At 61.6% G+C, this 11,867-nt stretch carries 7 protein-coding genes; all 7 read left to right on the top strand.

Annotation, left to right across the window (positions count from 1 at the left end):
• Genes BDB13_RS24985 through BDB13_RS24955 form a run of 7 tightly spaced genes read left to right on the top strand, consistent with a single transcriptional unit; the run spans position 1 to position 11,828 of the window.
• Complete coding sequence (locus tag BDB13_RS24985; protein ID WP_094274172.1) at positions 1 to 2,736, top strand: hypothetical protein; 2,736 nt, start codon at positions 1 to 3, stop codon at positions 2,734 to 2,736.
• A 14-nt stretch (positions 2,737 to 2,750) separates the two neighbouring features.
• Positions 2,751 to 4,736 (top strand): hypothetical protein, encoded by a 1,986-nt coding sequence (locus BDB13_RS24980; protein ID WP_094274171.1) that lies wholly within the window; start codon positions 2,751 to 2,753, stop codon positions 4,734 to 4,736.
• Positions 4,733 to 7,678: a GAP1-N2 domain-containing protein gene (locus BDB13_RS24975; protein ID WP_094274170.1), complete on the top strand. Its 2,946-nt coding sequence runs from the start codon at positions 4,733 to 4,735 to the stop codon at positions 7,676 to 7,678. The genes BDB13_RS24980 and BDB13_RS24975 overlap by 4 nt, the downstream gene beginning before the upstream one ends.
• Positions 7,678 to 8,682 (top strand): hypothetical protein, encoded by a 1,005-nt coding sequence (locus BDB13_RS24970; protein WP_094274169.1) that lies wholly within the window; start codon positions 7,678 to 7,680, stop codon positions 8,680 to 8,682. The genes BDB13_RS24975 and BDB13_RS24970 overlap by 1 nt, the downstream gene beginning before the upstream one ends.
• A complete protein-coding gene (locus tag BDB13_RS24965) occupies positions 8,679 to 9,848 on the top strand; it encodes a TRAFAC clade GTPase domain-containing protein (RefSeq protein ID WP_094274168.1) in 1,170 nt (389 codons plus the stop codon). The genes BDB13_RS24970 and BDB13_RS24965 overlap by 4 nt, the downstream gene beginning before the upstream one ends.
• 4 nt (positions 9,849 to 9,852) lie before the next feature.
• On the top strand, positions 9,853 to 11,217 hold the full coding sequence (locus tag BDB13_RS24960) for a TerD family protein (RefSeq protein ID WP_094274167.1): 1,365 nt from the start codon (positions 9,853 to 9,855) through the stop codon (positions 11,215 to 11,217).
• Positions 11,214 to 11,828, top strand: a complete 615-nt coding sequence (locus tag BDB13_RS24955) for a hypothetical protein (RefSeq protein ID WP_094274166.1) — start codon at positions 11,214 to 11,216, stop codon at positions 11,826 to 11,828. The genes BDB13_RS24960 and BDB13_RS24955 overlap by 4 nt, the downstream gene beginning before the upstream one ends.
• Positions 11,829 to 11,867: the final 39 nt, after the last annotated feature.

Raw genomic sequence — 11,867 nt, 5'->3', positions numbered from 1 at the left:
ATGAGTGTGTTGACGGTATTCCTCGCGGCCCACGGACCCGCCGACGGTGTTCGTGACGTCCTGACCGACCTTTCGGCCGCCGGGCTGGTCGATCCCTTCCTGTGGATCGACGAGCACGACGCCATGGCGGGTACTGCGGGTGTGACCGCGACCTCCGTCGTCGGGGGAGAATCGTCCACGATTGCCCTCCAGAACGTGTTGGCGTCGACGCGTGTCACGCGGGTTCGGCTCTGTGTTCTGGTTCCGTTCATCGAGGGAGCTCAGGCAGTTCGCGTTGATTCCGAGCGGGCCATCGCGGATATGTTGGTCGCAAATTCCGGTAGCGCACAGTTGGTTCGGCTCCGGATGATCCTGACCCGCGGCGGTGCGAGCGTGCCCGAGTCGGCCGTACCGGCTTTGGCCGGTTGGCACAACCTGTTGATCGCGCCGGAAGATTCCAACGGCCCGGGGATGGGGCACGTGTCTCTCGAGGCAACTACGGATGCGGTCGTGATCGGACGCAACGCCGCTCCGGTTATTGCCGGTATAGCAGGCTTGTGGGCCCACGCGCAGCATGCGCCGTTTGACGATTTGCACGTCGTTCCGGGTGACGCGATTCGGTTGGTGCGGTCGTTCTATCGGCGACTCGAAACGTCCGGGGCAGAGCACGATCTGCGGGAGCAAGTTCTCGACATCGGAGGTCCGCTGCCGTTGCCGCTCGATGCCGGCGGCAGTGTTGTCTACGTCGAAGATGTGCCGCTGGCAACGGGGAGAATGGCCCAGAACCTGTGGACCAAGCATCGCGGAATGCTCGTCGGGTCGCGCGTACCGAAGCCGGTGGACGAAGGTTCGCAGGCGATCGGTCTGTGGCGGGCGCTGGTGATGTTCTTCAGCTTCATCGGTTCCGCTCTGCGAAATGCTCCGATGGCCTTCTACAACCGCGTCTCGCGGGGCGTTTCGGGTGCTGTGGCGGCGACAGTCAATTCGGCCGTCTTCGGATCCGATTCCTCGGCGTACACGATTGTTGTCAACGGGGTAGGACCGGACGGACGCTCGGTGAAGTGGTCCGAGTTCAGCGCCGCGTCACATCAGATGATGACGGCATTGGACCCCGGAACCGAGAATCGACACCACGCAGCATCTGCCGACTTGTCGAGGTTGTGGAGCGACTACGCAGCGGGCGCACTCACTTTGGCCGACGCGGGCGAACGTTCGCAGGGATTGCCGCCAGTTCAGGTCGGCGCCAATCGGGCAGTAATCCGTATTGCCGGGGACATTGTTCCGGGTAAGGCCCAACGGTTCACCGATGTACCGGGAATCATCGCGGCCAGCACCGGCGTATCCGGATTGGATGCGCACGACGTCATGGCGATCTCGGATTTCCGCGCTCAGTTGCGTGAACTCGAACAAGATCAGGTTCTGGGTTTGGAAGCGCGTCGAACCGTCAGTGCGGTGGACGCCTGGGGGCAGAGCATTCGTCGTTCGTACGGCTTCGCTTTCGGCCAGATCCTTGCCGAGGGAATGCATTCGACGAGAACTGAAATCAGCGGTCTCATCATGAAGTTGCGAGCGCACACCGGATTCGAGGATCAATCCGAGGGGATCCGCGGGCGTCAGCGCAGTCTCGCCCGATGGGCTCAGATCATCACGTTCCTGTCCATCGTGATCATGGGTGTAGCGGGATACCTGACGTATCGCGACGTCCTGAAGGGGTGGCACTGCGCGTTGATCGTCGTCGTCGCGATCCTCGTCTGGTTCTCCAGCTTGTTCATCCTGTTCACGCGAAGTCAGCAAGAACTGTTCCAGATGATCAACAGGCAACGAAGGGCCTCCGGCGAATTGGAAGCGGATCAGGCGAATATTCGCACTGCCTTGCGTGATCTGGATCGCCTGACTGCCGCCTACCGCCAGCATGTCTCGTGGAGCGGTGCGCTCGGGGCTTTCCTGGCTGAGCCGCTGGGCAAAGCGCCGAAACGTTCCGGTTCGGCGCGCCAGATCAATTGGGGACTTCCGCGTTCGGCTGCCATCGGATCAGCGCGCCCCGAGGCCGTTCGGATTGTAGAAGTGGCCGAGCGACTGCGCAGTGAGTTGTTCACCGTGGGCTGGATGACGTCGCCTTGGGACGAGTTGGCCCGCGGCGCCGGCGATCACTTGGGAGCGCTGGGGCTGGATGTGCGGCAGAGTCCAGAACTGCTGTACGCCAAGCAAGGTTGGGGTTCGGGTTCTGCGCTCGATGTCTGGTCGGCCAAGTTGGCTGCCGGTGAGATCGAACTCGACGGTGCAGATGTGGTCTGGGAACGCGCTCTGACCGAGCTCGGCGGATCCAAGGCTTCGTTGATCACGGAGTTGGTGTCCTCGGTCGAGGTTCGCGACGAAGGGCAGTCTCGGATACAGACTCTCGACGGTTTCATGGCGGGTGTCGGCGTTCGGGGAGAGTTCGCGGAGAGCGGATTCTTCGATCGGACGTTGCTGACGGACCTCGCGTCAACCAGCGGTCGCGCAGCAGTGCGCGGCGGCCGTGCGGATCAAGCGCGGCTCGGACTGGGCTTGATCGCGGTGACTACCCAGTTCAGTGAAGGGCTCGCGCGGGAGGAACTCCAGTTCGGGAGCGAGGGCAAAGTCGCCGTGGACCAGTACTCCTACGAGATTCCGGTATCGCCGGACTCCGTGGCACTCGGTGGTTTCAGTGGTGCCCCCAGTGCGGCACCCGTCTCCGATCCCTTCCGAGCGCCGTCCATCGACGGCATGAATTTCTGAAAGAGGCTTGAGCGATGAGCGGACAGGTACTCGACGCACTTCTGCAATGGCGATCGGGAGCGATTGCGGCCGATCAACTGCAGATCGGCGTAATCAAGGATGCGCATCTCACGCAGATCGCGCGTTCCAACCGACGGACAAGCACCGAAATTGAATCGATGCTTCCGCGCACAGCCAAGCCCATGGCTGGACACATCGCGAATGTCCTTGCCGGACTCGACAACAACAGCTCCGGCTCTGCCGCACCGAGCAGTGCGCCCACTACCGAACCGGTCACAGTGGCACCAGTCGCGGCGCAGACGCCGGTCGTCGCAAATCTACTCGAACTGAGTTCCGACGATTTCTGTGAATTCGACTACTCCATCGATGTCGACAACGGAATCAAGCTGGCAGCGAAGAAGTCTCAGGGTGGATATCGCTTCGAATGGGAACCGCATCCGGCCGGCAGCGGCCAGGTTGTCATCTACCGGGTTGTCTCCAACGAGGAAAACCGCGCCTACAAGCCGGAAGCCGGTGAACTGCTCGGTGCTACGACGGACGTCTCGCTGACGGATTTGCGTCCGCCGAGTTCGGCAGTGCGGTTCGTTCAGGTGTGGTGCCACGTCGGACGGACAATCGCCGATGCGGCATCGGAACAGCCGACCCTGATCGGCACCGCTCAGATCATCAGTCCCGTCGTGGATCTGGCGATTTCAGAAGACGAAGGTACGGTCATCGGGCGCTGGGACACCTGGCCCGGTGTGAAAGTTGTCCGCGTCATGCGGATGGCACTGGCGGGCGGTCCCGGAACGGGTGGTCAGGTTCGGCTCCATCCCGACGACGACAACCTCGGTGGATTCGTGGACTCGACAGCCGAGCGCGGTCAGCGCTATCTGTATCGAGCTATCTGTGAAGTGCCCGTAGACAGCGGTACCGAACTGTCTCCGCCGGTCGAGGAGGTCGTACAGGTTTCGGTGATTCTTTCGCCGGTACTCGATCTCGCGGTCGAGACCTACGGTGACGCCGAGGAACCTCGCTTCGACTTGCGTTGGAGCAGTCCACCGGTGGGCAAGGTTGTCATCTACCGCACCGAAAGTGGCCCGAAGCCAGGCATCGAAGAATCGGTCTTGGCAGAAGGCGCTCTCGAAGCGTCCGGCGGCCTGCCGACCGATGCGCGTCTGATCCATCCGATCAAGGGTGCTCAGACCGGGAATTGTGTGATGGCCGAAGTGTCCTGGCCACGCGGATGGACGCGCGCCTACTTCACGCCGGTGACAACTCTCGACAACAGTGTTCAGGTCGGGAAGACGGTATCGGCCACGCGACCACTCGGAGCGGTCCGGCATTTGCGTTTGGTGGAGCGCTGCGCCGAGCAACTCTTGACGTTCGCCTGGCCCGAAGGTGCGGCTGCCATCGAGGTGTATGTCAGTACCCGCGATATGGATTCGGAAAGTGCGCTGGCTCAGCCGGCCGGGCACGAGATCTCGCGGAACCGCTACGAGCGGGACGGCGGCCTGCATTTCCCCACGCAGCTGCCCGCGATCGGATGCTCGGTGCATGTGGTTCCCGTGTCGTACACGGCCGGCGCCAAGGTGCTCGGCGCACCGACCGTCGTCGACTATCCCGGACTGTTGCGGGTTCAGTACGACATTGTCGGTCCCAATTCCGGTTCCACCGTCGACATCACGCTCGCTCCGGAACGTGATACGCACGGATCGCCGCCGTTTATGTTGGTGTACAACGCAAATCGATTGCCGTTGAGTTCCATGGACGGTACAGCCGTCGATGTGTGGGCTGCCGGAGCGGACGGCAATGGACGTTCGAAGCAGTTCCAGCCCAACCAGCTCAGTCGTGCTGATCGGGGAGCGACGTGGAGTGCTGACGTGCGCGGCCTCTACGGCTATATCCGGCTGTTCGCAGACCTGCACCCGAGCCATCGGAGTACCTTTGCCCTCATCGACCCGGCCGTCGAGAAGCTCTGGGTCGACGGCAGAGGCGCGTCAGCTGGGCAGGCAGGATGAGTAGTGAAAACCTAGTCGGTGCTGAAGCGTTCGCGCTTGCCGGCACCCCTCGGTACGGGCAGTTGACGTACACATCGTTTGATCGTCCGACAACCGGCCGCGGTCAGGTGCTGGGCGGCTGGCAGGTCAAAGACGTTGCCGGCGAGCTGGACGAGACCGAGCAGGATGCAGTGCGCGCCGGCATCAACACCCGGCTCGAGACAGTTGTTGTGCCCCCGGCCTTTCCGACTCAGGAGCAGATCGAGTCGAGGCCGCGGCGTCTGCATTACGGACCCCTCTACGACGGTGATGTTGCGTACTGGCATTCAGTACCGGCAGGTTCGGACGCATCGGGACGCCCCGGCAACGTGTTCGTCCACGTCCTCGTCGACCGAAATCCGGAACTGCCTCCGCGCCGAAGGCCGATTTCGTTGTGGCACTCCAGTGACTGGTTGATTCCATTCGGTGCCGAACAGGTGCTTCGAGCTGGGCTTGCTGCGGCCGCGGAGTTTCGTTCGGGCACAGTAGTGGATCTACGGGCAGTGGTGGAGTTCATTCTCGACCCTGACGTGTGGCGGATCGGTGTGCTGTGTGTCCTGCTCGATGCAGTGCATCATGCGATGCATAACGGGGGCACAGTCGTTCTCGGGGTTGAGAATCCGGACCGGGGCGCGATGTGGATCGGTGCCCTGAGTGCGCTGATGTCGGCCGCCGCGTCGACGCACTTCTACTTCTCCACCTTCGAGCGGCGGCCGAGTGCCGAAGACCTCGACGAGTTGAACGTGCATGTCGTGTGCGTTCCGGTCGAAGATATCGAAAGCTTGGAACTGCCAGATCGTTTCGTTGTAATCAGCGAAATCGAGAGCTTGTCACCGGGCGAACTGGGCGTCGAGGCGCACCTCACCGCAGCGGGGGTCGCGGTCACAGTCACGGAGTGGTCAGCTTTGGCGCAGGCAGTGCTCCTGGATCCGGACACCGCAGTCGAGGCGTTGGGGGACCTGGATGCGATTGCCGATTCAGACCCGGTGCGTGGTGCCGAAACAGCTTGGCCCTTGGCGACACTCGTGCGGGTCGATGATGATTTCCGTGACGCGCACACCGAAGCGATGAGAGTAATCAATCATGTCCCGCCGCTGTTGCCGGCAGTGCGGTTCCAGGCATCGCCCGCGCCTTTGCCGTCGGCCATACCGGCTCCGCATGCTGCATCGTCATCTACCGCGAAGCCGGTACCGGGTTGGCCGGATGGCTACGCGCCTGCTTCGACGTATGCTCCGGAGTCGGTGCAGCGCCGGGAACCATCCCAGGTAATGCATGACATTCTTGCGCTCCCCAGCGACACTCCCGAGCAGTCCGAAGAACGCTGGCTTCGGTTTCTCGAGTTCGTTCGGCGCGTCCCGGGTTGGTCGAGTGGGCCGTACAACTTTCGTGATGAATTGGGGCGCTTCGAATTTCAGCCATCGCGCGGGCTCTTGGCCATGGTGGAGGCGACGGCAGAGGACTTCTTCAACCGGCTCAGTGTCAAGAATCCGCGTGTGCAGTCTGACAAGCGGTTCCTTATTGAAACGGAAATCCTTCGGTTTGCTGATGTGATCATGTTCGCCGGAGTGACCGATGATGTCATCGTCACTGTCGTGCAGAGTCTGGTCGAGTGGGCAGTGGTGCCCCTGTTGTTCGATGAAGCGGTTGCCTCGTCCTTTATCGAGGGTGTCGGCGCGATCGATGCCCCGCTTCGGGGATTGCTTCGGGGATGCGTCACGGATGGAAAAGGCGCGGGGTACTTCGCAACCCGACCATTGGGCGCTCGCGTACCAGGTGATGTGATCGAGTGGATGCTGCAGTTCGACGATCTGCCCACGGATGGGCGAATCGACGTGCACCCGGAGGTCGTCGCCGAGTCTGCCGTGGCATTGGCGTCGGATTTGGTGCTCCGGAAACTTTCCGGGCCGACTGATCACGGCGCGGACGGTTGGGGAACGTATGTGCCGCAATCCTTGTGGCGCGTTCTGTGGGAGGTCTACAACGGTGGGTTTGTGCCCTCACCGGCGAGCAGATTGCTCAGTTCTCCCCATCTTCTTGCCGAAGATCTCGTGAACTTGGCCGCACAATTTCCCGGAGTGATTGCGCCACGGTTCCTTCAGCGGATCATGGTGTCGCATAATCTGAATCCGAGATCAGGCGAACTCGCGACGGCAGCAGCACATCTGTTGTGTACGGACGTGGAGGCTCAACGACTGGATACGGTCATCACCCCGCCGAATCGGCGGGGCGATGAAACCGCATTGGCCTGGGCGCAGGTGCGATTCATCGATCGATGGGCAGAGCAGGGTTCCGGAGAACTGCAGTATCGGGTAGGGCTGATGCGACCCGCCCTCATCGACTACTGCCACATGAACGCAGCCGAGATTGCCGAACTGTCCAACGATATCCGCGGCAGGCTCGCGGTTCTGCTCTTCACATCCCGATGGGCTCGCGACCGACACGGTGCGCCCTTTGTGCCGTTTGTTGGCGAAGCTCAGATCGCCGGTTTGAGGCCGTCGATTCTGGGTTCGAGCAACTATGTCAGCGACAATATTGCCGAGCTGATTGGGTCACGCATCATCGATCGGGAGTGGCTGCTGGCAACAGTGATGCTCTTGACCGATGGCGCTCCCGAGACGGAACGCCCAACTCCGGATCTCCTGACGAGTCTCGGACTCGGAACCAAGAACGGAAACGGACTCCTGGAGTCCCTGGCACGTGAGTCGCTGGCCGATCTGTATGGATTCGACCGCAACGGACCGTCGCCCATCGTCGATATGTTTCGTGATGAAGCGCGACGTCGGGAGTCTGTCGGCCAGTCGGTGGACGTCGACAGATACCGGCCTCATGCGTGGCAATGGTTCGACTATTTGGTCACGGAGAGGCCGAAACAGGCTCCTTCGCAAGGAATATTTGCTCGTAAGTTCGGAAAGGACCGAGGCTGATGCCCGCATATGTGCTCGATGGATCTGGGAGAGTAGAACTTCCGCGCCGGCCGTTGGCCGTCAGTGCTGATGCGGGTGGAGTGGGCGTCGAACTTTCGGCCACTGCGGAATCCGGCCAATCAACTGGTGCTGTGCATCCTCGACCGGGGCTGATGATTCTTCCTCGCGTGGCCGACGTCATCACAATTTCGGCCCGTCCTGGTAATGGGCTTGTTGCGTTTCCTCAGGGAACTGTCCTGCGGGTGACGATCGGTGTCGACAGCCAGAATGATCACGACCCCGATCGCGCCGAGCTTCGGCCGATGGATGTTTCCGGTTTGCATCGCGCCGATCTGGCCACCGTCACGCTGGGTACTGATTCGCTCGAAATTGCCGCGCGGAGAACTGAAGTCGATGTTGCTCTGGGCGAATTGGCTTCGCTGGCCCGCTCAAGTGCACGCGGAATTCTGCGTACCGACCGGCTGCGCGATGCGGAGCGATATGCGGTGAGTATCGACGTCGACAGTTCCATGTCGATGATGCGTCGTTTCGATGATTCCAGTGTTGCTACCGTCGCAGACCTGCTGGCCGGTGTGTCTACAGTGCTCGGCGATGGGACACCGGTGGTGTCCGTGCTTGGCTCGCAGACGCACCCCATGCCTGAATGCGCCCTGCGCGATCTCCTGCCGGTGCTTCAGGGGCACCTGGATTCGGCGCTGCTCGGTGTCGGCTTCCAGGCCACGCGCGTTCTGCCGCCTGCCGAGCAGTCGCGGCGAATCGTCTACACGATCACCGACGCCGTACCGGCGGACTTTGCTGCGGCAACGGCTGACTCATCGGCGATCCGGCATCTGGTGGTGTTGTCCGATGCGTTACCGGGGACGGTTCCCGCCGGGGCGTACTGCACTGTGATCGCGCCAGGCACGGTTGCGACGCTCATCACTGATCCGGGTGGACTGTCCCGGATCGTTTCCCAGCTATTGTCTCCTGTTATGTCCGATTCGACCACCGGTGGTTTACCGTGAGCAAATGCCCACGCTGCTTCGTCAGCTTGACTGCTGACCATTTTGCCTGGACCCAGGTGTCCGGTACGACAACCGAGGTAGATCCGGTCGCCAGCTCGTATCACGGCGGTCAGGTGCTCTCGCGCAAGATCATCGAGTTGCGTCGGCCGGTAGACGCTCATGCGAGCTGGGCACCGCCGCCGCAATACGCCGAACTCGAGCTCGGCGGACCCGTCCGCGAAGTCTGCCCCACGTGCCACTACGTGCTCGTTGACGGCTGGCGCAACGCACAGGTCACCTGCATCGCCATGGCGGGCGCCCGCGCAACGGGTAAGACCGTCTACATTGCGGTGCTGATCAAGCAGTTGCAATTGCTCGGTGAGAGCTTCAATGCCGTCGTCGAACCATTCGACAGCACTACCGAAGCCACGTATCGCGATCATTACGAGGCGCCGTTGTACGAGGCTCGGGGAATCCTCGAAGCCACCCCGGCCGCGCACACCGGAAATCCGTATCAGCGAGAGCCACTGATTTTCAGTCTCGGCCATTGGAACGCTGTGTCGCAGATTCTCGTGATTCGCGACGTTGCCGGCGAGGACCTCGAGAATCCGGACAACGCACGAGCTCCGTGGCTACAGTTCTTCGCGCACGCGGACGGTGTGCTGTTCATGTTCGATCCGCTGAAGGTCGAATCGGTGACCAACCAACTGCACGATCTGGTGCCCACTCAGGAGCGGGTTGGCGGCGATCCCCGAACCGTATTGCGCACGGTTCTGGGCATCATCGGCTTGGGTACCCCGAACCTGGCCATCATTCTTTCCAAATTTGATGCACTGCAGGCGCTTCAGAGCGTCGAAGGAAGCGACTGGAGCCGGATCATGTCCAATCCGGGAGCGGCGTTCTCGCGGGACTTCAGCTTGCGGTCGGCGCCGTATCATGACGGCGACGGCCAGCTTCTCAATCAAGAAGTGCGCAGCTTGCTCAAGAAGCTGGACGCCACGCCGATGGTGATGTCGGTGGATCAGCCGCACACCGGCCGTCCGTTGACCAACCGCTACTTCGCCGTGTCGGCATTGGGTGAATCTCCCGTCGGAGATCGCTTGCACGCCAGTGGAATCACACCATTCCGTTGCCTCGATCCTGTCCGTTGGGTGCTCGCAACCCGCAGCGTGTGGCACTGGCAGTGACGTCATGACTCAATCGGATCCGAGCCTGAGTGCGGTAACGCGCGCGGAGATCCTCGACTTTCTCCTCGAACCCGGTACGTGGCGAACGGGTGTACTGAGTCTGCTGCTCGACGCGGTCGAGGCGTCGCTGACCGGCGGTCCGGTTGTTGTTCTCGGCGTGCGGGACTTGCCGGTCGGACGGCTGTGGAGTGGCGCCGTATCGATGCTCGGCGCACCCAGTTCCGCGGACGAATTCCGTTGGCAGCACGCCGTGGATCCGGCTCAGGTGGGCACTGACAGACATCTGATCACGGTTCCCGTGTCGAGTCTGGCTCTCTGGGCCGGATCCGGCGCCGTAGTGATCGGGGAGGACGACAACTGCAGCTTGGGTGAGATGTCGGTCGATCCGCATCAAACCGAGCGCGGGACATCCGTGACCGTGACACAGGCTTCACTTCTGGCCGAGGCCGTACTAGTCGATTCGGAGACGGCCCACGCCGCGCTCGACCTTCAGGAATCCATCGACAAGAAATTTGCGAGTGTAAGAGTGCATCGGTTGTGGCCCTTGGCAATGGCCGTAGCGTCATCGCCGGAGATGCATGAGTCGATGGGAAGCGCAGCCGAGGTTATCCGGGCGCACTCACCGTGGGCGTTGGTCGAACAGACCGAGATGCTCAACCTCGCGGTCGGCGCAGTTGCCGGCGGTTTAGGTCGTGACGCAGCGGTTGCGTGGCGGGATCGATTGACCGCCGGGCCTGCTCCCGAGCCGATATTGCACACACCGGAACCATTGATCAGGTTGCCGGAAATGGTTCCAGCACCCCAACCTGCGCCCAATCTGGTTGGGGTGCAACCGGAGCTCCGCACGATTGTCATGGGTGAAGCGGTCGATTTATCGCCGGACTCTCTGCGCTGGGGATGCTCGGTCTCCTGGACACAGCCACCATCGAACTTTTTGGACGTCGACCTCGTTGCTTTTCTCCTCGACGAGAATCGAAAAGTCAACGGCGACCAGGATTTTGTCTTCTACAACACGCCGGTGGGCGGCGGTGGAGCGGTCAAACTTGCCACGCTAGCGCCCGACACTCAACGTGTAGACATCGATTTCGGTGCCCTCGCCCCGCGGTATCACCGCGTGGCACTGGGGGTCGTCATCACCGGTAGCGGTTCGTTCAGTCAATTGAATCCGCTACGAATGGTGCTGACGGACAACGAAGTTCCGATCGTCGACTCGGCGTGCGTGCACGGCACCACGGAACAGGCGATGATCGTCGGTGAGTTCTACATGAGGGCCGGCCGCTGGCGAGTGCGATCGGTGTGGCAGGGCTACGACGGAGGTCTCGCGGAACTCGCGACGTCATATGGCGTTGTCGTGGACGGCCACGGGTGATTGAACTTGCTTCCCGCCGCACCGCCGATCTACGAGGACTGCTGACCGATCCGTACTCTGCGTCGTTGCTGGTGGTGACGATGATGCCTGTGCTCTCGGCGATCGCCCTGGGGTCGATTCTCTGGAGGCCGCTCGGATATGTCGTTGCAGTGATCGCGCCGTTCACTGTGCAAAAACTACACCGCCGGATCCGATCCAGGCTGGGAAGTATCAGTCCGGGTGCGGCACCTGGTCGCCGGTATCAGGTCACTGCGTACGTACTGATAGTCGTTGTTGCAGCACTGCTTTCGGTGCCGGCCGTGCAAGTGTTCTTTCGAGGCGACCTCACGGCGATGGCCGCTCCGTCGGTCATGGCGGAGATGACCGACGGTTGGCAGGGCGCGACAACACCGCAGGCAATTTACGGTTCCACCCCGACGTGGCCGTCATACGGTCCCTGTCAGACCATTCAGTCGTTCACCGGACCGGTAGTCGCCGATTCGTGCTACTCGTTTGTCGGGTACGCGCGGATGTGGCAGATGTCGACGGCCTTGCCGATGTTGTTGTCCCTCACGATGATTTACATTCTTTTTCCCCTCACATTGGCCAGATTCGGTCAGTCGAATACATAGCCCTCGATATCTCTTCTCGTAGACTTGAAATGGATCGAT

The organism is Rhodococcus sp. OK302 (genome assembly GCF_002245895.1).
Lineage (GTDB): Bacteria > Actinomycetota > Actinomycetes > Mycobacteriales > Mycobacteriaceae > Rhodococcus_F.
This window is presented reverse-complemented; position numbering and strand designations above follow the sequence as displayed.

Coding starts and splice junctions, on each gene's coding strand:
- BDB13_RS24985 (WP_094274172.1), top strand. CDS start 1: ATGAGTGTGTTGACGGTATTCCTCGCGGCCCACGGACCCGCCGACGGT.
- BDB13_RS24980 (WP_094274171.1), top strand. CDS start 2,751: ATGAGCGGACAGGTACTCGACGCACTTCTGCAATGGCGATCGGGAGCG.
- BDB13_RS24975 (WP_094274170.1), top strand. CDS start 4,733: ATGAGTAGTGAAAACCTAGTCGGTGCTGAAGCGTTCGCGCTTGCCGGC.
- BDB13_RS24970 (WP_094274169.1), top strand. CDS start 7,678: ATGCCCGCATATGTGCTCGATGGATCTGGGAGAGTAGAACTTCCGCGC.
- BDB13_RS24960 (WP_094274167.1), top strand. CDS start 9,853: ATGACTCAATCGGATCCGAGCCTGAGTGCGGTAACGCGCGCGGAGATC.